General features: G+C 48.6%; 17 protein-coding genes, 9 tRNA genes, 1 rRNA gene, 1 riboswitch and 1 other annotated feature. Of the genes, 5 read left to right on the plus strand and 22 right to left on the minus strand.

Going from position 1 to position 20,883, the window contains the following annotated elements:
• Positions 1-21: 21 nt before the first annotated feature.
• The 4 genes from leuS to CK797_RS01650 all read right to left on the minus strand — a co-directional run bounded on the left by leuS (position 22) and on the right by CK797_RS01650 (position 6,196).
• Positions 22-2,442, minus strand: a complete 2,421-nt coding sequence (leuS, locus tag CK797_RS01635) for a leucine--tRNA ligase (protein WP_104688072.1) — start codon at positions 2,440-2,442, stop codon at positions 22-24.
• Positions 2,443-2,517: 75 nt separating this feature from the next.
• Positions 2,518-2,727 (minus strand) — a binding site (T-box leader).
• Positions 2,728-2,780: 53 nt separating this feature from the next.
• Positions 2,781-3,968: a methionine adenosyltransferase gene (metK, locus tag CK797_RS01640; protein WP_104688073.1), complete on the minus strand. Its 1,188-nt coding sequence runs from the start codon at positions 3,966-3,968 to the stop codon at positions 2,781-2,783.
• Positions 3,966-4,082: riboswitch (SMK box riboswitch) on the minus strand. (Overlaps the previous gene by 3 nt.)
• Before the next feature lie 43 nt (positions 4,083-4,125).
• Positions 4,126-4,665, minus strand: a complete 540-nt coding sequence (locus CK797_RS01645) for a DNA-3-methyladenine glycosylase I (protein WP_104688074.1) — start codon at positions 4,663-4,665, stop codon at positions 4,126-4,128.
• A 94-nt stretch (positions 4,666-4,759) separates the two neighbouring features.
• Positions 4,760-6,196 (minus strand): MFS transporter, encoded by a 1,437-nt coding sequence (locus CK797_RS01650; RefSeq protein WP_104688075.1) that lies wholly within the window; start codon positions 6,194-6,196, stop codon positions 4,760-4,762.
• A gap of 123 nt (positions 6,197-6,319) precedes the next feature.
• Here CK797_RS01650 and CK797_RS01655 point away from each other — a divergent pair, with 123 nt between their 5' ends.
• Positions 6,320-6,778 (plus strand): Fur family transcriptional regulator, encoded by a 459-nt coding sequence (locus tag CK797_RS01655; protein WP_104688076.1) that lies wholly within the window; start codon positions 6,320-6,322, stop codon positions 6,776-6,778.
• Between the two features lie 101 nt (positions 6,779-6,879).
• On the opposite strand, the gene CK797_RS01660 is transcribed toward CK797_RS01655, so the two are convergent.
• Positions 6,880-8,235 carry an amino acid permease gene (locus CK797_RS01660; protein WP_104688077.1) on the minus strand — a complete coding sequence of 452 codons (1,356 nt, stop codon included), beginning with the start codon at positions 8,233-8,235 and terminating at the stop codon, positions 6,880-6,882.
• A 125-nt stretch (positions 8,236-8,360) separates the two neighbouring features.
• Here CK797_RS01660 and CK797_RS01665 point away from each other — a divergent pair, with 125 nt between their 5' ends.
• From CK797_RS01665 to CK797_RS01670, 3 genes are all read left to right on the plus strand, one after another.
• Positions 8,361-8,897: a VanZ family protein gene (locus CK797_RS01665; RefSeq protein ID WP_104688078.1), complete on the plus strand. Its 537-nt coding sequence runs from the start codon at positions 8,361-8,363 to the stop codon at positions 8,895-8,897.
• Between the two features lie 32 nt (positions 8,898-8,929).
• The gene (locus tag CK797_RS09065) at positions 8,930-9,097 is read left to right on the plus strand and encodes a hypothetical protein (protein WP_181049500.1); all 168 of its coding nucleotides are present in this window, start codon (positions 8,930-8,932) and stop codon (positions 9,095-9,097) included.
• 119 nt (positions 9,098-9,216) lie between these two features.
• Entirely contained in the window at positions 9,217-9,741 is a 525-nt protein-coding gene (locus CK797_RS01670; RefSeq protein WP_104688079.1) for an HdeD family acid-resistance protein, read from the plus strand.
• A 111-nt stretch (positions 9,742-9,852) separates the two neighbouring features.
• Here the strand turns inward: CK797_RS01670 and CK797_RS01675 are convergent, their stop codons facing one another.
• From CK797_RS01675 to CK797_RS01685, 3 genes are all read right to left on the minus strand, one after another.
• A complete protein-coding gene (locus tag CK797_RS01675) occupies positions 9,853-10,284 on the minus strand; it encodes an Hsp20/alpha crystallin family protein (RefSeq protein ID WP_104688080.1) in 432 nt (143 codons plus the stop codon).
• Positions 10,285-10,583: 299 nt separating this feature from the next.
• Positions 10,584-11,210, minus strand: coding sequence for a LysM peptidoglycan-binding domain-containing protein (locus tag CK797_RS01680; protein WP_104688081.1), 627 nt, complete (start codon positions 11,208-11,210; stop codon positions 10,584-10,586).
• Between the two features lie 152 nt (positions 11,211-11,362).
• Positions 11,363-11,866, minus strand: a complete 504-nt coding sequence (locus tag CK797_RS01685) for an acyl-CoA thioesterase (protein WP_412458015.1) — start codon at positions 11,864-11,866, stop codon at positions 11,363-11,365.
• 169 nt (positions 11,867-12,035) lie between these two features.
• On the opposite strand from CK797_RS01685, the gene CK797_RS01690 reads away from it, so the two are divergent.
• The gene (locus tag CK797_RS01690; protein WP_104688098.1) at positions 12,036-13,733 is read left to right on the plus strand and encodes a phosphoenolpyruvate carboxykinase; all 1,698 of its coding nucleotides are present in this window, start codon (positions 12,036-12,038) and stop codon (positions 13,731-13,733) included.
• Positions 13,734-13,974: 241 nt separating this feature from the next.
• Here CK797_RS01690 and CK797_RS01695 read toward each other — a convergent pair whose 3' ends face one another.
• From CK797_RS01695 to rrf, 14 genes are all read right to left on the minus strand, one after another.
• Positions 13,975-14,736 carry a LysM peptidoglycan-binding domain-containing protein gene (locus CK797_RS01695; protein WP_104688083.1) on the minus strand — a complete coding sequence of 254 codons (762 nt, stop codon included), beginning with the start codon at positions 14,734-14,736 and terminating at the stop codon, positions 13,975-13,977.
• 357 nt (positions 14,737-15,093) lie between these two features.
• A complete protein-coding gene (locus CK797_RS01700) occupies positions 15,094-16,038 on the minus strand; it encodes a hypothetical protein (RefSeq protein ID WP_104688084.1) in 945 nt (314 codons plus the stop codon).
• A 12-nt stretch (positions 16,039-16,050) separates the two neighbouring features.
• Positions 16,051-16,638: an anaerobic ribonucleoside-triphosphate reductase activating protein gene (nrdG, locus tag CK797_RS01705; RefSeq protein WP_104688085.1), complete on the minus strand. Its 588-nt coding sequence runs from the start codon at positions 16,636-16,638 to the stop codon at positions 16,051-16,053.
• A 61-nt stretch (positions 16,639-16,699) separates the two neighbouring features.
• A complete protein-coding gene (gene nrdD, locus CK797_RS01710) occupies positions 16,700-18,934 on the minus strand; it encodes an anaerobic ribonucleoside-triphosphate reductase (RefSeq protein ID WP_104688086.1) in 2,235 nt (744 codons plus the stop codon).
• Between the two features lie 837 nt (positions 18,935-19,771).
• Positions 19,772-19,856, minus strand: a tRNA-Leu gene (locus CK797_RS01715).
• A gap of 14 nt (positions 19,857-19,870) precedes the next feature.
• Positions 19,871-19,941 (minus strand) — tRNA-Cys (locus CK797_RS01720).
• A 35-nt stretch (positions 19,942-19,976) separates the two neighbouring features.
• A tRNA-His gene (locus CK797_RS01725) sits at positions 19,977-20,051 on the minus strand.
• A gap of 17 nt (positions 20,052-20,068) precedes the next feature.
• Positions 20,069-20,139 (minus strand) — tRNA-Trp (locus tag CK797_RS01730).
• A gap of 7 nt (positions 20,140-20,146) precedes the next feature.
• A tRNA-Tyr gene (locus tag CK797_RS01735) sits at positions 20,147-20,229 on the minus strand.
• Between the two features lie 5 nt (positions 20,230-20,234).
• Positions 20,235-20,307 (minus strand) — tRNA-Phe (locus tag CK797_RS01740).
• Positions 20,308-20,345: 38 nt separating this feature from the next.
• A tRNA-Val gene (locus CK797_RS01745) sits at positions 20,346-20,418 on the minus strand.
• A 7-nt stretch (positions 20,419-20,425) separates the two neighbouring features.
• Positions 20,426-20,497 (minus strand) — tRNA-Glu (locus CK797_RS01750).
• A 5-nt stretch (positions 20,498-20,502) separates the two neighbouring features.
• Positions 20,503-20,594: transfer RNA gene (locus CK797_RS01755), tRNA-Ser, on the minus strand.
• Positions 20,595-20,643: 49 nt separating this feature from the next.
• A 5S ribosomal RNA gene (gene rrf, locus CK797_RS01760) occupies positions 20,644-20,760 on the minus strand.
• Between the last annotated feature and the right edge of the window lie 123 nt (positions 20,761-20,883).

The following is a 20,883-nucleotide window of genomic DNA, read 5'->3' on the forward strand; positions in this document are numbered from 1 at the left end:
TCCGGTTTTTACAGTTAAATCTTACTTAGCAACAATGTTGACAATCTTGTTCGGTACCACAATGACCTTCTTGATATCCTTGCCAGCCGTGAACTTCTGAACGTGTTCGTTGGCTAATGCCTGCTTCTGTGCTTCTTCACGATCAGTATCCTTGGCCATCTTAATCTTGGCCCGCACCTTACCATTGACTTGGACGATCATTTCAACCTCATTTTCAACCAGCGCCTTAGGATCATACTTTGGCCATGGCTGATAGGCAATCGTGTCACTGATGCCAAACTGGCTCCACAGCTCTTCGGCCACGTGCGGCATCACTGGGGAGATCATCTTGACAAAGCCCTCCATGTATTCAACTGGCAGGTCCTCAGCCTTGTAAGCCTCGTTGACGAAGACCATCAGTTGAGAAATAGCGGTGTTGAAGTGCATCCGCTCGTAGTCTTCCGTGACCTTCTTGACCGTCTGGTTGTAGACCTTATCCAGCTTGCCATCGTTAAAGTTGGAAATCCGATCCCGCAGGTGGTTATTGTCGTCCATCAGCAGGCGCCATACCCGCTGAATCCACTTGTAGGACCCGTGGAGACCTTCCTCATCCCACGGTACGGATTCGGTCAGTGGTCCCATGAACATCTCATAGAGCCGCAGAGTATCGGCACCGTACTTCTCAACGATGTCGTCTGGGTTGACCACGTTTCCTTTGGACTTGGACATCTTTTCGTGGTTAGCCCCAAGGATCATCCCCTGGTTAACCAGCTTCATGAACGGTTCCTTGGTTGGAACCAGGCCTAAGTCATAAAGAACCTTGTGCCAGAACCGGGCATAGAGCAGGTGCAATACCGCGTGTTCGGCCCCGCCGACGTAAAGGTCGACCGGTGACCAGTAATCAAGGGCCTGCTTAGAGGCAAACTCCTTGCTGTTGTGCGGGTCGGTGTAGCGAAGCCAGTACCATGACGAACCGGCCCACTGTGGCATCGTGTTGGTTTCCCGCAGACCGTGTCGGCCCTGGTCATCGTATACGTTGACCCAATCCTTGACGTTAGCCAGAGGGCTCTCACCAGTCCCGGATGGTTCGATATTATCGGTGTCTGGCAGTTTCAGCGGCAACTCATCTTCTGGTACCAGGGTTGTCCGGCCGTCATCCCAGTGAATAACCGGGATTGGCTCACCCCAGTAGCGTTGTCGGCTGAAGATCCAGTCCCGTAGCCGATAGTTGACCTTCTTATGACCAGCATCGTGTTCTTCCAGCCAATTGATCATCTTGGCCTTGGCATCGGCATTGTTAAGGCCGTCTAAGAAGCCAGAGTTGATATGCTTGCCGTCACCTTCAAAGGCTCCTTCAGAGAGGTCGGCTCCCTCGATAATTGGCTTGATCGGCAGGTCAAACTTCTTGGCAAAGTCGTAATCACGTTGATCACCAGCCGGCACAGCCATCACCGCACCTGTTCCGTAAGATGCCAGGACATAATCACTAATCCAGATTGGCAGCTTCTCGCCATTTACGGGGTTGATGACGTAGGATCCAGTGAATACCCCGGTCTTATCCTTGTTCAAGTCCGTCCGCTCTAAGTCGGAGCGCCGGGCCGTTTCCTCCTTGTAGGCCTTGACCGCGTCGGCATGTTCCGGCGTTGTCAGTTGGTCAACCAAGTCGTTTTCTGGCGCCAAAACTACATAGGCAGCACCGAAGAGAGTGTCTGCCCGGGTGGTGAAGACTTCGATCTTGGTGTCTTCATCACCGGCCACTGGGAAGAAGACGGCAGCCCCTTCGGAACGGCCAATCCAGTTCCGTTGCATCTCTTTAACACTCTCTGGCCAGTCAACCAGGTCAAGGTCATCAATCAGGCGGTCAGCGTAAGCAGTAATCTTCAGGACCCACTGCTTCATCGGCTTCCGGTAAACCGGGTAGCCGCCCCGCTTAGTCTTACCATCCTCTACCTCTTCGTTGGCAACCACGGTCCCGCCCATGAAGTCAGGTGCCCAGTTGACCATGATCTCACTTTCATAAGCCAGGCCCTTCTTGTAGAGCTGTTCGAAGATCCATTGGGTCCACTTGTAATATTCGGGATCCGTCGTGTTGACCTCCCGATCCCAGTCGTAGGAGAAACCGAGGGACTGAATCTGGTTACGGAAGTGGTTAATGTTCTGGTTGGTGAAGCTCTTTGGATTATGTCCAGTCTTCAAGGCGTACTGTTCAGCTGGCAGGCCAAATGCGTCCCAGCCCATTGGATGTAAAACATTGTATCCCTGCATCCGCTTCATTCGGGACATCACATCGGTCGCCGTGTAGCCCTCAGGGTGCCCAACGTGCAAGCCTTGACCAGACGGGTATGGGAACATATCTAGTGCATAGTACTTCTTTTGATCCGGCTTCAGTTCAGCCTTAAAGGTCTTATTCTTCTTCCAGAACTTCTGCCACTTATTTTCAATCGCTGTATGATCGTAAGCCATCTTATTGCTCCTTTGTCAAAAAATCGCGCATCAATATCATCTTGGTCGTAATAAAAAAGTCCCGTAGAATTCCTTCTACGAGACGAAATCTAATCCGCGGTACCACCCGTTTTCTATGGTCAGCGCCATAGCACTTGGCTCCTTAACGCGGAAAACGTCACTGCCTACTTGTGTTCAGCAGTAATCACCTAGAGGAGTTCATCGGTGCCGGCCTCCTGCTCACAGCCCCGCAGGATCTCTGAAGACCAACGTCCCGACTACTACTTCTATCACGATCAAAATATTTACCAATCATTCTAACAAGCTCACCGCACAATTGCAAGACGCGCCGTAAACAATTAGCCCAAAATCTGCTTTAGTTCGTCGACCTTGTCTAGATGCTCCCATGGCAGGTCAATATCGGTCCGGCCAAAGTGACCGTAAGCCGCCGTCTGCTTGTAGATTGGCCGCTTAAGATCAAGCATCTTGATGATCCCAGCCGGCCGCAAGTCAAAGGCCTGCCGAACAGCTGCAATCAATTCATCATCGCTCTTGGTTCCGGTACCGTAGGTGTTGATGGAGATGGAAACTGGTTCGGCCACCCCAATGGCGTAGGCCACTTGGATCTCCAGCTTCTTGGCGTAGCCCGCGGCCACTAGGTTCTTGGCGATGTAGCGGGCAGCATAACTGGCGGACCGATCCACCTTGGTGGCATCCTTGCCAGAGAAGGCCCCACCACCATGGTGAGCAGCCCCACCATAGGTATCAACAATGATCTTCCGTCCGGTCAGACCGGCATCCCCTTGAGGGCCACCGATAACAAAACGACCAGTCGGGTTAATAAAGTACTTGGTTTTATCATCCAAGTATTCAGCCGGGATAACCGCCTTGATAACCTGTTCCTTAACATCCTTTTTAATCTGGTCCAGAGAAACTTCAGGATCATGCTGCGTACTCAGAACCACGGTGTCAACCCGGATTGGCTTGTCGTTCTCATCATATTCAACCGTGACCTCGGCCTTGGCATCTGGCCGCAGATATGGGATCGTCCCATCCTTGCGCAAACGGGCGATCTTCTGCATCAGCTTGTGGCTAAGCATCAAAGACAGCGGCATGTATTCTGGTGTCTCGTCGGTTGCATAGCCAAACATCAGTCCCTGGTCACCGGCACCAATCTTGTCGAGCGGATCGCCGTCCCCTTCACGAGTCTCTAGGGAGTCGTCAACCCCTTGAGCAATATCCGGTGACTGTTCGTCGATTGCGGTGATGACAGCACAGTTATCGGCGTCAAAGCCGTACTTGCCATCGGTGTAGCCAATTTGGCGAATGGTGTCCCGAACGATCTTCTGGATGTTAACGTAGGCCGTGGTGGAAACTTCACCAAAGACCAGCACCAAGCCGGTCGTCACGGACGTCTCAACTGCCACCCGGGCATCCGGGTCTTGTTCGAGCATGGCATCCAGGATGGCGTCACTGATCTGGTCAGCGATCTTGTCCGGATGTCCCTCAGAGACTGATTCTGATGTAAATAAGTGTTTTTCTGCCATTTTAATCTAATTCCCCCATATTCTAGTGAAACTTTTCAACAGTTCGGTAGTTGCGGTTACAAGGCATCTTCACGGCAAGCGTGAATCCTATCGGGAATTTGCTTTATAACGAGACCCATCTTAGCATAAATGCCGCACGGTAATCAATGCTCAAGTTTCAGCAGCGGGCGTTGACTAGGCCGACCGCCGTCATAAACGAGTACATGATCGTTGGACCAACAAACTTGAAACCATCCGCCTTGAATTGCTTTGCCATTGCCCGCGACTGAGCTGTCTGAGCCGGTAGCAGTTCCGTGGGTGTCAGGATCAATCGCTGAGGACGGTAGCCAACAAACCGCCAGACATAATCATCAAAACTCTGCCCGGCCCGGTGTAGTCCCTGGATCACCCGGGCATTGACCACCACCGCGCTGATCTTGCGCCGATTGCGGATGATTGTCTTATCCTGACAAAGGCGGTCAATATCGGCTGCAGTGAAGGCTGCAACCCGGTCAACGTCAAAATTAGCAAAGGCGTGTTCAAAAGACTGACGCCGGTCCCAGATCGTCCGCCAGGTTAGTCCCGCTTGAAAGAGTTCCAAGCTCAGCATCTCAAACAGCTGGCGGTCATCATGCACCGGCAACCCCCAGTAGTGGTCGTAGTAGTCCCGCATCGCCGGCGTCTGCTCGGCCCAGGCCGGTCGTCTCACATCGCACATCTTAATTCCTCCTTTAGTGTAATAAAAGGTGACCCAGTGGCCTCATGGGTCATGCTGAATCACCTACCCCTATTATACTAATACGAAAGATTTACTAGGCAGCTGCTTTTTTCTTCACGTCCTTGAGCATCAGTGCCAGGATCAAGCCGATGATTTCGACGACAACCATCAAAGCGAAAACAAGGTGGTAGCCGTGCAAGGACGCCGTCAGGTTAGCACTACCCCGGTGCATGGCGTTGGCCGTTGCTACCGTCAGGATAATGGTTGAAACCGCCACTCCGGCCGAACCAAGAACCTGCCGAACAGTAGTGATTACTGCCGTCCCGTGTGGAACCAGCTCGTTAGGCAAGGCGTTGGCTCCCAGAGTGACTGCTGGCATCATCACGAAAGCATTGCCACCCTCAATAACCATTGCACACAAGATCATCGTCAGCAGGCTGAGCCGGTTGAGCAGGAAAAAGGCCGCCAACCATCCGCCAATGATCATCAGCATCCCAACGATCATTGTCGGCTTGAAGCCAATCTTGTCTGCCAGCTTACCAGTTAGCGGGTTCAGGATACTCAGGAAGGCTGCTCCAGGCACCAAGGCCATCCCCGAAACGAAGGGGCTGACATGCAAAACATCCTGATAGTACAGAGGAAAGATAATTGTGGTAACAATCAGGGCAATGTATGAGATTGAGGTTAACAAGATCGCTAGGTCATAGTTAAACGTCTTCATGACCCGCAATTCCAACAGTGGCGAATCTAAGTGCAGCTGCCGGTAGCAGAAGGCTGCAACGGCAGCGATGCTAACCAGTAGGATGATCCCATTAGCCAACCAGTTAACGTCCTTCTTGCCGGCCAGGTTGACCACGTACATGATTCCGATCAACCCAATCGACAGAACTACCGATAGCCAGTCTAAGCTGCTGGTGTGGCGTGTCATGACGTCACGGATTAACCCCGTTCCAGCCATCACAATGATCACGGTAATCACCAGCATGAAGAGAACGAAGAGGCTCTTCCAGTCAAAGAACTTCAGCACAATTCCAGAAACAATTGGTCCACAGGCTAGGGCTGAACCCATGACCAGCCCAGCAATCCCCATGACGGTCCCCCGCTTCTCCTTGGGGGTAATTTCCAACAAAACCGATTGGTAGGATGGAAACAGGACACCAACCGCAAAGGCCTCCATTGCCCGACCAATCATCATAAACCAAAAGCCCCCGGTTCCCCAGCTGGCCGGGGTTAGGATGATCATCAGCGACCCGACATCAAACAGGGCCAGAGCCCCCATGAACATTGTCTTAAAGTTAAGGTTATTCAGCATCCAGGGGCTGATCGGCATACTAACACACATAACAAGCATAAATCCCGTCGTCAACCATTGGACGGTCGAAGCGGAAATACCAAACGCCCGCATCAGGGTTGGGTAGGCGGTCGACAGTGACGACTGGCTGATCGACATCGTAAAGGTCCCAACTAACAATGTAAAAATAAACCAAAAGCGGCTGTACGCACGGCCATTCTGGTCAATACTCTTCTCCATTTCTTATCACCCTTCTTTAGAACTGTTATTATCTAAACGGTTAATATTATATATTTTGCTTTCAAGATTGTAAATGATATAATACTAGTAGTTTATAACTATTGTAAGAAAGGAGAGATGTTCATGGCAGAGGCTGAATTTGACCACGCCATCGAGATCCTGCGCTCTAACAAGGTCCGGCTCACACCCCAGCGCAAGCTGATCCTGGAGTACCTGATCAATCACCATACTCACCCAAGCGTGGAAATGATCTACGACGACCTAAAGGATAACGTGGACAATATCAGTATGGCGACCGTCTACAACACTCTGAAGCTGTTTGTCGACTATAATCTCGTCATTGAGCTAAAGAATGGCGATGGCAGTACCCATTTCGATTACTTTGGGCACCCCCATTACCACGTCGTCTGTGATAACTGTGGTAAAATTTCCGATGTCTTTGATGAACATTTTTCAGCAATTACAAAGGACCTGCAGGCAATGACTCGGGAGAAAACCAACTACCTAGTGACCGGCTGTCATATCGAAGTCCACGGGATCTGTCCCGACTGTCAGCGCAAGCTTCACTTAAATCAATCATAAATAATGGAGTTTCAAAGAGGCCTCCAGTATTCGGAAAATCCGAATACTGGAGGCCTTTTGTGTATTATGCTATTGCATGGAAAGCTATTCCTCATTCTAATTTATTTACATTTATTCTTGGGCTGACTCAGTGCAGCCATGCTCAGAATAGCAAACCAGACCAGGGTCAGAATCAATGCCTCCAAAGTCTGAGTTTCCATGCACAGGACCACTACGACGAAGGCTAGAAAGGCCAAGACCAGATAATCGGTCATCGGGGCTCCTGGCATCTTAAATGTTCGTGTAGTCGGATGCATACGAATATAGCGGAGATGGGTTAGGATGATAGCAGCCCAGATGAAAAGAAAACTGGTTGTGGCAATGCTGGAGATAAAGGTGAAGACCTCTCCAGGCATCACCAGGTTTAGGATTGCGGCCAGACCGATTACTAGTGACGAAATCACGACTGCCCGGGCCGGCACCGCCCGCTTAGACAGGTAGCTGATCCGCCGAATAGCCGGTCGGTGGGCGTCAGCGGTTAGCTCCGCCAGCATCCGCCCGGTCGTGTAGATCGAACTGTTGCAGGCCGAGGCTGCTGCAGTGATGACCACAAAGTTAACAATGCTGGCTGCTCCTCGTAGGCCGACGTCCTTGAAGACCAGGACAAAGGGACTGTTGCTCGGTGATAATTGATTCCAGGGATAAATGCACATAATTACCGCCAGGGCGCCAATGTAGAAGAGCAGGATCCGAACAGGGATGCCATTGATTGCCTTGGGGATCACTTTGCGCGGATTCTCGGCCTCCGCCGCAGTAACCCCGACCATCTCAAGCCCAACGAAGGCAAAGACTACCATTTGAAAGGACCGGGCAAAACCGCCCAACCCGGTCGCAAAAAAGCCGTGGTAGCGAACCAGGTTCTGTGGTGAGGCTACGTAACCGTTACCGGTCTTGAACTGCAAGACCATCATCAATATACCGACTGCCACCAGAACGATAATCGCTAGGATTTTGATTAGGGCAAACCAGAACTCGATCTCCCCAAAAACATTCACGGTGATCAGGTTCAAACATAAAAAGATGATTAGGGTGATCACCCCGGGAATCCATTGGGGAACGTTGGGCAACCAGATCTGAATGTACAATCCGATCGCCGTAATCTCGGCCATCGCCAGGGCCAGCCAACATGCCCAGTAGGCCCAGCCGGCAACAAAACTCACCCGGGGACCAAGGTAGTCCCTGATGGCTTCCATGAATGATCGGTAGTGCAAGTTCGACAATAAAAGCTCACCGAGGGCCCGCATGATCCCGAAACAGATGATTCCGGTGATCAGGTAGGCCAGCAGGATCGCTGGACCAGCCTCACGAATAGCCTTACCAGATCCCAGAAATAGCCCGGTGCCGATCGTTCCCCCGAGGGCCATTAGCTCGATGTGCCGGCTTTTAAGGCGCCGATTCATCTGCTGTTGCTTTTCCATATTTTTATCCACTCCTCGAACACAAGGGTAGGCCGACGGCTATCAATTTGGCCCGCCTTGATATATAATAACGAACTATTGAAACTACATTGTATAACACTTTTTTAGTTAGGAGTAATTTTCTTTTGCTTGCTTGGTTTCCCTTTATCGTCTACTGTATTCTTGAATTATTAATCTTCTTTAAGAGTAGCTGCTGGCAGCATCATCCCAGCTGGGGTGAACGAATCACTACCGTTTCCGCACTCGTCTATGTCACAACAGTGATGTGGTTGTGTCTGACTCCGGCGCACTTCAGCTTTCTCTCAGCTCCCAAGGCCCTCTTTTACTTTCGTGGTGTGCCCTTCAACGCCATCCCCTTTCAGGGATTCAGTCCCGAATTTTTTCTTAATATCGTCATGACCTTTCCGTTGGGTGTTTACATTTTTCTCTTCAACTATCGAACTCCCTTTGAACGGGCCATCCTATACGGGCTCTCCTTCAGCCTTTTCATCGAGATCAACCAATTCGTATGGGACTACTTCCTCGACCTGCAGCGCCTAGCCGACATCGACGACTTGATCACCAACACCCTTGGTGCAGTGATCGGTTTCTCCCTGATGATCATCCTCTACCAGAACGGTTGGAAAAAATTTTTGCAACGATTTATGCTCACCCATCCTTAGATTTGTTAAACTAGGTACTTGAGGTGAGAAAAATGATTTCAAATGAGCAACGGGCCCACGACATTGCGATCGCCCTGATGAAGGCCAACGGCAGCAACCTGAAGCCGATCGACGCCTATCATCAATACGTCAACTACCTTCTGCCGATCCTACGGGAGATCAACAAAGACTTTCCCCATGGTATCAAGGAGAATCCCTAGACATAGGTCCAGTAACGAGACAATTTGCCGTTGCTGGGCTTTTTATTAAGGGACTTATTGTTTCGAACAATTAATTGCACTATGATAGAGAGCATAGTTTTTATAAGGAGGTGTTTTAGATGTTTACTGAACAAAAGCGGGGCTTTGACTGGTTCAGCCTGATCGTCGGAATCCTATTTATCCTGGCCGGGCTGGCATCATTCATGCACCCAGACACAACACTACATTTTTTGACCATTTTAGTGGGAATTTCCTTTATTCTTCGGGGAATCTACGAGATATGGTTCCGGCAGTTTATCAACCGGTCCCTTAATCAACGCTCAGGCTGGATCATTTTCGCAGCAATTTTAGATATTATCTTGGGAATCATCGTCCTGGTTTCTCCAATATGGGGAATCCTCTATATTGCCATCCTGTTCGCTATCTGGTTCATCGTTGACTCCATTATAGAAATCAAGGCAGCCAAACTTTTCAAGCAGTTCCACCGTGGTTACGCCACTTGGTTAGTTGTCCTGGGTGTAATCAGTACCATCATGGGAGTTGTCCTCCTCTTCAGTCCGCTACTTTCAGCCATGACGATTGTCTGGTTGATATCAGTCATGTTGATGGTCTTCGGGATCATGCACGTCGTTCAAGCATTTTAATATAGTAAATCGACACCGCCCTAAGCTGGGTGATGCCGATTTTTACCTAAAAACGGGTTGACCATTCACTGGTCAGCCCGTTTGTTTATTGATGGACTTGGTACTTAGAAATTAGTCAATGTCGATCCGACTGTCATTGTCCTCACTAGCCTGAATCTTTGGCAAGTCAAGAGTCAATACCCCGTTTTCATAGTGAGCTGCAACCTTGGCACGGTCAACATCCGGCAGCCGATATTGCCGGCTCATCTGACCATACCGCCGTTCACTATGCAGAATATTCCCCTTCTTGTCGCTCTCGTCAGCGAAGGTGTCCCGATGGCCAGTAACAGACAGAATATTGTTAGCGTAGTTGATGTGAATATCCTTCTTATCAAAACCCGGCATGTCAATCTTTACCTGATAAGCCTGGTCAGTCTCGGCGACATCAGTCTTCATGTGGTCAGCGGCTGGCGTCAAGTCAGGGAAGAAATTATCATCCATCCAATCACGCATGTTCATCAAGTTGTCGAACAAGTTACCACGACGTTGAATTTCATTAGCCATAATTGATTCTTCCTTTCTTAATTACCTTGATCTTGATTACACTTACTATTCTAATTCTGCTAAGCAGAAATACAATAGCAAATTAGCACTCAGCAGTATTAAGTGCTAATTTTCATTTGACTAATATTGACCAAGCTTGTCAACACTACTCTGGCAAGGGGTTATCGCTGGAATACTTTATTCATTTCTTGGTAAGAAATTTTAACTTTTTCTATTCATATGAAATTTCAATCATATGATGATACAAAAAAGCCGCCCCATAATCTGGGACGGCGCATATACTCTTAACTAATCTATTTTTAGTACCAACCATGTGACTGCCAGAAGGACTGAGCAGCAGACCATGAGCCGTAACGGTTAGCTACGTATTGGTCAGCAACCCGCTCTTGATTAGCCGCGGAGTAGTCCCCATTCAGATAAGAAGCGGATAATTGGTACTTACCGACGTATTGACCGTTGCGGGCACCGTAGTTACCACCGGATTCCCGACCAGCGATCCAGGCCTTAGCAGCTGCATCATTGCCGGAGACCCCGGAGTTGTAACTGGCACTAGCAGTAGACGTGTTCGTCTGTTGTTGTGCAGGAGCCTGGCTAGCAGCAGTTTGGCTCGTCGTGTTTTGGCTGGTAGCAGCCGGCAGGGTTGCCACCTGGTGGTCAGTTGCTGGGGCAACCTCACCATCGTCTTTGATCACTAACTTTTGACCAACGTAGATGACATTCTTGTCAGCAATTTGGTTGTTATTAGCCAGCGTATCAACGAACGTTAAGTCATGGCCTAATTTGTAAGAAATTCCAGAAAGGGTGTCACCTGCCTGTACCGTGTAAATTGAGTCGGCATTGGCAGAGGTTGCAGTAGCAACGGTCCCCAGTGCAACGGCACCGGTAATAGCTGCTGTAATCTTGGCGGCTTTCTTAGATAACTTCATTAAAAATCAATCCATCCTTTATGCTTTAGTATTAACTAACCAGCAGTGCTGATCATGTTGATGGTTAATACTATACACGATTGGCGTTACGACCGGGTTACCAAGAGTTATCATTTTCCGTCATATCTGTAAACCACCTGTAATATAACGTTTTACCATGGCTTATTAATGTTGATCGAATTTAGAATAATCTTCTGCCGCTGCCGATTTTCCTTCCGGTGCAGGCGGCGACCCGGATACCCAGCGACCATTGCCTCTTGCTCCGGTGTCTGGGGCAGGACTTGATCGTATTCAATCCGCTTGTTGGGGTCTTCAATCACATAGGTCATGAAGCAGGTGAAACCAAGGAAGCGTTCACCTGTCATCAGGTGTTCCCCGATCACCTTAACAAATACCTCCAGGGACCGACGCCCGACCCCGGTGACATAAGCCTCCATGCACATCGAATCCTGGAGTTTAAACGGCCGGAGGAACTGGACGTGATCCATTGCAGCGGTAACCACAACCGATCGGGTTACCCGCATGGCGGCTACCGAAGCTTCACCATCAACCAGCTTCAAGATCTGACCACCGAAGACCGTCCCGTGTTCGTTCAAGTCCGCATTAAAAACTCGGTGGAGTGAAACTGCCAAGGTATCGTTACACTTAATATCCATAATGTACCCCTCGCATTCTAATAATATTAATATTCTAGCATAACTTTAATAAAGAATTATCGGCCTAGGGCGACAAATAATTCTAATAATTCTTAATTTTATTTTCATTTTACTCTAAAAATAAACTATAATAGGTGACAAGGTATAGATGAAAGGATTGATGGTACAGATGACGGAAAACAGTCAAAAGATTCAAAGCAGAGCCCTCTATGTCAACCTCGACCGGGGCGTTGCGACAATTAACCTCAGTGAAGCCTACTATAACGATATCTACTCCCTGATCAATAGTGATGAGCTGCTCGATATCGTTAAGCTTTACCTGGGTTCACGTAATCCAGACTTTGACGACGACGCATTTGATAACGCCACGCCAGAAGAATACGTTGAGGTGCTTAAGAAGATCTTGATCAACGACGGTAGTGCCTACGATAACTACGACCCAGAAGAAATTCTAAACAGTATCGAAGACCTATACTCATTCTACCGTTCCCTGCTACGAGTCTCCATTATTAATTATAATAACAGTAAGATTGCCGGTAATGAATTTAAGATGATCGACACTCACTTAAACGAGCTTGTTCGTAAGCTCTACCGGGTAATCGAGGAGAAGCTGCAGGGCTTCACCAACCAGACCTACCGGCAGGTTAACGCGGCTACAAATGCCTCCATGCTGGTTCAGCCACATGACTGGCCAATTCCTGAAGGCTATGAAGAGCTCCGTGACATCGATTTCATCAATACGGTAATGCTGCGGCCGCCAATGCTGATGCACACCAAGAGCAATAAGCGTGAAGGGGTCTTCTCCGCAGTAGAAGAAAACCCAATCAAGCGCTTCCACGGTCAACGTGGTCAGTGGTACTGCTACCCAGCCAAGATTGGTGAGAGTCTCGCCTACATTTACTTCAATGTTGACTACCTGGTCAACGGGATCGCCCTCTCCAACCTGTTTGAACTGGCATCCCCAGCAGATATTGAGGGCCAAAAGCCGGATATGATCCTCCTCTTCGGTTTGGAAAAGACGGAAGGCATGGTTTCACATTACTACCTCGACAAGAAGAACCAAATCTGGGTCGGCGAGGTACCATACACGGACAAGACCACTTACTTTGGCTACATGAAGAAAATGTGCCTGACCCTGCACAACCTGCACCAAATCAACAACGGCCGCCTGCCAATCCATGGATCCATGCTGCGGATCCGCTTTACCAACGGAAAGGAAAAGAACGTGGTCTTCTTCGGTGACTCCGGTGCCGGGAAGTCCGAGTCTATCGAGGCACTTCAGGAAATTGCTGACGACAAGATCGTTGACATGGAGACCATCTTCGACGACATGGGTAGCTTTACCATCGGTGATGACGGCAAGCTCTACGCCCAGGGAACTGAAACTGGGGCCTTTGTTCGTCTTGACGACCTGTCCAGTGCCGTAGCCTTCAATAACATGGACCGTGGTGTCTACCTCAATCCTGAACGAAAGAATGCCCGGGTTATCATCCCAGCTGATACCTACGAACACGTCATCGAACACCACCCCGTTGATATGTGGCTCTACGCCAACAACTACAGCGACGAGGTTGGTATTCACCGTTTTGCTACCGAGGAAGAAGCTAAAAAGGTCTTCGTTGCCGGTAAGCGGAAGGCCCTCGGGACAACCGATGAAGTTGGCATGAGTACTACTTTCTTTGCTAACCCATTTGGCCCGGTTCAAGAGCCGGAAAAGACCAAGCCGATCATCGACAAGGTCTTCAACAACCTCTTCCAGCATAACGTCTACGTCGGCGAAATCTTCACCCACCTAGGCAACGACAAGTCCAAGGATGCCTTGAAGGAATCTGCACAGGAACTGCTGGATGTTCTGATGAACAACTAAACATTTAAAACACTAAATCCCTGGATCATCACATAAAAATGATCCAGGGATTTTTTCTGTCAGAAAGATTAGTGATGTAGGATGACTGAACACCTTCAATTCAGGTAATAACTGGTCGTGCAAACTAACCGCTGGCTGCACCTATTTCGATTAAACATAGCTGGCTTGCTTTCGTATTTTTAAAATAAAAAGATCCACGGCATCCACCGTGGATCAGGAAAGTTAATTATTAAAGTTAATTTTAGTACCAACCATGTGATTGCCAGAAGGCCTGAGCACCAGACCATGAACCGTAACGGCTGGCAACGTATTGGTCAGCAACACGTTCTTGGTTAGCAGCGGAGTAGTCACCGTTCAGGTAGGAAGCGGAGAGTTGGTACTTACCAACATATTGACCGTTCCGGGCACCGTAGTTACCACCAGATTCACGAGCAGCAATCCATGCCTTGGCAGCAGCATCATTACCACCAACATTAGAAGTGTAACCTTGAGTAGGCGTAGCAGCAGCAACCTTTGATTGGGTAGGAGCCGTTACCTGTGGTTGTGCCTGTGACTGTTGAGGTTGAGCAACTTGTTGTTGAGCTGCTGAAGCTGGAGCCTGACTTGCAGTCGTTGCTTGGCTAGCAGGAGTAGCTGATTGACTGGCAGCACTAGTTGCCTGGCTAGCAGCACTTTGGTTAGCAGTTGAAGCAGATGCCGGCGTTGCGCTTGGCAGAGTAGCAACTTGTTGTTGGGTCGCTGGAGCAACTTCACCGTCGTCCTTGATAACCAGCTTCTGACCAACATAGATCAAGTTCTTGTTGGCAATCTGGTTATTAGCAGCCAGGGTATCAACAAAGCTCAGATCATGACCCAGCTTGCATGAGATTCCTGATAAAGTATCACCACTTTGCACCGTGTAAATTGAGTCAGCGTTAGCCGTGGTTGCAGTTGCGATAGTTCCCAGGGCAACGGCACCAGCAACAGCGGCAGTAATTTTAGCGATGTGTTTAGATAACTTCATAAAGATTCAATCCCATCCTTTTTAATTCTAATAGTTTCAAATTTAATTATTTAATTTTGGTAATGTTGATCGCTGATATCAATCAACGGTTTATACTATACACGCCCAAAATTACAGGCGAGTTACCCTGGATTATCAAATTCCCGCATTTACGTAACAATTTGTAATAATCAACCGTTTCTAACCAACTTAATTAGCGTTTTATTACCGTCATGACGGGCTTTCGCTCATCTCTATTATTTTACGGATAATTGTAATATAGCAATTAAAAAAAGTCACTGATTTACCTTTTTTAGAGGTAAATCAGTGACTTTTGACGTATTATTGCCGGTCTTTGTAACAAGGCCGTAACACGTTTTAGGCATCAGTAAACTTATTTTTTAGCCAACTGCCAGCAGGCAGGCGGGTGCTGAGGTCCTCATTCAGGGTCAGCCGCTCCTGATGTTGAGCAATATTTAACGGTTCTCCGGATCCGGTTGTCAGATGGGCTAGCTGAAGATCAGCCGGTGTATCGGCCTGTCCCCATACCTGAAGTCGGCCCACGGTTTCTACCCCGTAACCGTCGAGAATCGGCCGACACTCTTGATGCGCACCTGCGGGAACCCGTAACGCCACTTTAGCTGTCCATCGGGTCTGACGTCCATCTAGGAAGCTGTACAAACTGGTAGTGACGTCCGTAGCACTTCCCTGCCCGTACCTCAACTTAACCCATGATCCCTGAGCCTGGTAGCAATGAACCGCCTGCCGGGCGCGTCGCCCAACAAAACGGTTAAACTGCCGGTAGGTAACCTGAGCCTCGGTTCCGACCAGCAGCTCAGTGCCGGCATAGACCGCCCCCGGATTGTTAAACTGAGCGGTCTCGTCGATTACCACCCGACTGTGAGCACCCACAATGATCACGTTGTGGGGATTCGTCCCCGGCATGGTCGGAGCTATCACGATTGGATCATTTAGCACCACGTCATCCGGAACGTAAACAAACTGCCCACCATCGATCCGGGCCAGGTGAGCGGCATTCAACTGGCCATCCTGCCAGGAGATTGCCTTCTCCATCAAATTCTCCTGCAGCATCTCGGAGTATTCGTTCACAGCCTTACTGAGTGGCTGGACAACATAGTCACCATCATGACTGACTAAGTTGGTACCTCTATCCACTACTTTCGTTTGACTTGACCAGGCCTTCAGCCACTGCTCTTGCCCAGTCTGCTGGGGAAAACGCTCCATCAGTATTGATGCCAGCTGACGCTTTTTCTGCAACCAACCAGGTTCATTTTGCCACACTGCATTGTTTAAGTCTGTCATGTTACACCTCGGTTAATGTACGAGCTTGTCCCAAATAATCACCTTGCCTGCAGCCAGAGACTTGGGGACATCGATAATCCGTTGATTGGAGCTGCCCCGAAACTGCAGGGTCAGATCCTTCTTGGCCAATAAGAAGCGCCCATCAACCAGAATATCCAAGTTATGCAGGAGTTCCTGTTTATCAGCCGACTCCTTCTGTAATTCTTCCCAGGTGTAGCCGGACCAGCTCCAGATATCCTTGCTATGACCAAATTCTTTGCGTAGGCGATGAACCAGCTTCAGGCAGACTTGAGTGTTTAAGAAGGGCTCCCCACCGAGCAGGGTCAGTCCTTGAACATAACTTTGGGAAAGGTCCTCCATGATTTGATCCTCAAGCTCCTGAGTGTAGGGCTGACCATAGTGGAAGTTTTGAGCAGCCTTGTTATAACAGCCAGGGCAGTTGAAAAGGCAGCCGCTGACATAAATGCTACACCGGACTCCCTCACCATCGACGAAGTTAAAGGGCTTATAGTCAGCGACGTATTGCAGGGAGTGTTCTTCAGCTAACCACTCTTTGGGCTTGGGGTTCTTCGGTAGACGGGTTACGTGTTCTCTTGGCATTTCTCTTTTTCTCCTCCTATATAAAAAGGACCGTACTAGTAACGGTCCTCATTGATCGCAATTAAATCTGGTCACCAGTGATGTTGGCGTGAGCCTTGGCATCCAACTGCCGGGTCTTTTCGAACTTAGCTGCGTTGGCGATCATGCCTGGATCCATGTGCTTAACCCGGTGAATGATCTCCTCGTGTCGGCCATGGACCATTGGCCGCTGTTGCGGATTGCCGAGGTAGCCGCAAGTCCGCTTGACCACGTCACAGGTTGCCGGGTCATGATTGCCGCACTGTGGGCACTTGAAGCCACGTGCGGTAGCCTCAAATTCACCCTTGAAGCCGCACTTGAAGCACTGGTCGATGGCAGTGTTGGTTCCAAGATAGCCAACGTGATCGTATGCCCAGTCCCAAACTGCCTCCAAAGCTTTCGGATTCTGCCGCAGGTTTGGATATTCGCAGTAGTGAATGAAACCCCCGGCCGCTTGATAAGGGAAGTCCTCCTCAAAAGACAGCTTTTCAAACGGGGTTGGGTGCTTACGGACATCATAATGGAAACTATTCGTGTAGTATTCCTTGTCCGTGACATTTTCTACCCGGCCAAATTTCTTAATATCATCCTGACAGAAAGTGTCGGTCAGCGACTCTGCCGGGGTGGAGTACAGACTGAAGTGGTATCCCTCTTCATCTTCCCACTTAGCACAAAGGTCGTGCATAGCCTTGGTGATCGAAACAGCAAAATCGTGGGCTTCCTGATTGTGTTCCCAGTTTGGGCCATAGAAGGTCGTGCAGACCTCGTAAATTCCGATATAACCTAGGGAAACCGTAGCCCGGCTATTCTTGAAAGCCTCATCGACACTATCAGTTTTCTTCAGCCGCTTGCCAAACGCCCCATACATATAAAGCAATGGCGCGTTTTCGGGCTTAGCCTCCTTGGTCCGTTTGATCCGATAATCCAAGGCGATCTTGCAGATGTGCATCTTCTCCTTAAAAATTTCCCAGAAGAGCTGCTTATCGCCGTGGGCCTCAAGGGCAATCCGTGGCAGGTTAACGGTAACCACCCCGAGATTCATCCGACCAGAGTTGACCTCCTTGCCAGTTTCGGGATCCGTCCACCCTTGCAGGAAGGACCGGCAGCCCATCGGCGTCTTGAAGCTCCCCGTGATCTCCTTAATCTTGTCATACATCAGCAAGTCAGGGTACATCCGCTTAGTAGAACATTCTAGGGCCAATTGCTTGATATCATAGTTTGGGTCCCCAGGATTAAGATTGAGTCCCCGCTTAAGAGTAAAGATCAACTTTGGAAAGATCGCTGTTCGGTGTTCCTTCCCCAAGCCTTTGATCCGAATTTGAAGGATGGCTTTTTGAATTTCCCGAGCAATCCAACTGGTTCCCAAACCAAAATTAATGGTTGTGAATGGAGTCTGTCCCTGACTGGAGTAGAGAGTGTTGATCTCATACTCAAGAGCCTGCATGGCGTCATAAATATCCTTCTTTGTCTTAGCCCTGGCAAACTCATCCCGCTTGTCAGGAGCAATCCACTTTTCAGCATCCTTCATGTGCTTCTCGTAGTTTAGTTTGGCATACGGTTCCAGAAGTTGGTCAATTCGGTTAGCTGAACAACCACCATACTGAAGGGAAGCCACGTTGGCAATGATTTGAGACATCTGAGCCGTGGCGGTCTGAATTGATCGTGGTGAAGATACCCAGGCGTTACCAATCTTGAAGCCATGCTTGAACATTTCATCAAAGTCAATCAGACAGCAATTGGTCTCAGGGGTAACTGGTGAGTAGTCCAGGTCGTGCCAGTGGATATCACCACGCAGGTGGGCCTTAGCAACAATGTTAGGTAACATTCGCAACCCGAGGGCCCGGCTAACCACTCCGGCCTCAAGGTCCCGCTGAGTATTGAAGACCCGACTATCCTTGTTGGCATTCTCGTGAACCACCCGAGAGTTCCGGTCAAAGAGCTGTTCAAGCTTGTGCTGCGGATTAGTTGCCTCTGCAAAACTTTCCTCATCACGCCGTCGGTAGTCCAAGTAAACCTTAGCCAGTTCAGGATGGTTGGCTTTCCTAAGCCCCTCCACAAACAGTGTAGCAATCCGGGGCGCCGTGACGGTTGATTCGTCCGCCAGCGCATCCACCAGAGTCAAGGTTACCATCTGCTGGGTAGCATCGTCGGCGTGCAGAGCATTCAATACTAAGTCAATTTTATAAGCGTAAAAGTCGGTTACGGTTCCATCACGTTTAACAACCTTTAGATTGGTCAGACTGTTTAAATCCTTTTCGTTAATTATTTGTACCTTCATACAAATTCCACCTCTCATATTGACGATGCTTATCATAGCGCAAAATACTATCCATAGAAAGTGTTGACATTTTGACCACTATATGTTGTGGAATATTTAAGAACGTACGTTTTTTTATTTGAAAAGGCAATTTTTGAATATGGTAAAATTTGCAAGGCTTGTCGCCATCGCTTTCAGAATATTTATTTAGCAATTTGATATTGCTCAATGACGATAATTCATTATCAAGAGATAAAATTTAATTCTTTATATTACATATGATAATTCTATCATATGTGTTGAAATACAACAACATTGTACTCCTCACAAAACATTTTAACAAAGCAAAAAAGCCTGATATATCAGGCTTTCTCCTGTTTTATTAGCTTAGCTGTCATATTTGTACCAAAGTACTTATATGCCTCTGGTAGAGGTCGCTATGTTTAATCACCTTTTTAGCATTAAATTACTATATTATTTAGTGATGTACAAATTGATGTACACATAGATCATCGTGCAAAATCATCTGAAATTAACCAACAATAAAAAAGGATGCCGATTATACCGGTACGAAACAAGCAACCAACTGGTTCCATTTTGCACTTCGGCTTATCATATTGCTTGTGCCTAGAGCACACATTAAACCTCTAAATTAAGAGGCTGTTCAAGTAATGGTTAATAATCTTGTCGCTCTTCCTATTGGTTGAGCGCTTATGTATATAGAACGAAAAAATCTTATAGAAAGGAGAACAAAAAGTATCAATACCTAAATAAAAAAAGAAGTCGTAAAGCCCAACATAACAAGCCTTACGACCTCTTTAATTACTTAGCTGATAGATTCGCATTACTGCTACAATATGCCTCCGGTGGGGGTCGAACCCACACTCCCTCAACGGGAACTGGATTTTGAGTCCAGCGCGTCTGCCAATTCCGCCACAGAGGCATCAGCTAACTAAAAGGTGGTAATCGGATTTGAACCGATGATGAAGGTTTTGCAGACCTCTGCCTTACCACTTGGCTATACCACCAAATAGTTACGATTAGATAACTATCTAATCAAAAGGGCGGTATGTGGGATTTGAACCCACGCGTGCCGGACCCACAAACCGGTGTGTTAACCAAACTTCACCAATACCGCCAAAATATTCAGTTAAGCAGGGATAGTAGGAATCGAACCCACAATGACGGTTTTGGAGACCGTAGTTATACCGTTTAACTATATCCCTATAAAAGTGGAGGAGAGTGGATTCGAACCACCGAACCCGAAGGAATGGATTTACGGTCCATCGCGTTTAGCCAGACTTCGCTACTCCTCCATAAATGGCGCGGGACGGAATCGAACCGCCGACACACGGAGCTTCAATCCGTTGCTCTACCAACTGAGCTACCGAGCCATCGTACGTTTGTTATATATGCAACAATTAAGTTGCAATGGAGGATACAGGGCTCGAACCTGTGACCCTCTGCTTGTAAGGCAGACGCTCTCCCAACTGAGCTAATCCTCCAAAAGAGTGACCCGTGCGGGATTTGAACCCACGATACCAGCGTGAAAGGCTGGTGTCTTAACCACTTGACTAACGGGTCATCAACGGAGAGTAAGGGATTCGAACCCTTGATACAGGCTTTAACCCGTATACAGCATTTCCAATGCTGCTCCTTCGGCCAACTCGGACAACTCTCCAATATCCAAGCCCTGGCACATCAAGAACCAGGTGCCAAAGCTTGTGTTTGCGTGGCAACGTCCTATCCTCGCAGGGAGCGATCCCCCAACTACTTTCGGCGTGTTGAAGCTTAACTACTGTGTTCGGCATGGGAACAGGTGTATCCTTCAAGCCATCATCACCACACTACCCTCTTCGGGTGAGAGCTTGTGCTCTCAAAACTAAACAATATCCAATCTCACCAACAAACCTAACCGCTTCTGCTTGGTTAAGTCCTCGACCGATTAGTAATGGTCCGCTCCATGCATC

Source organism: Limosilactobacillus pontis (assembly GCF_002940945.1).
Lineage (GTDB): Bacteria > Bacillota > Bacilli > Lactobacillales > Lactobacillaceae > Limosilactobacillus > Limosilactobacillus pontis_A.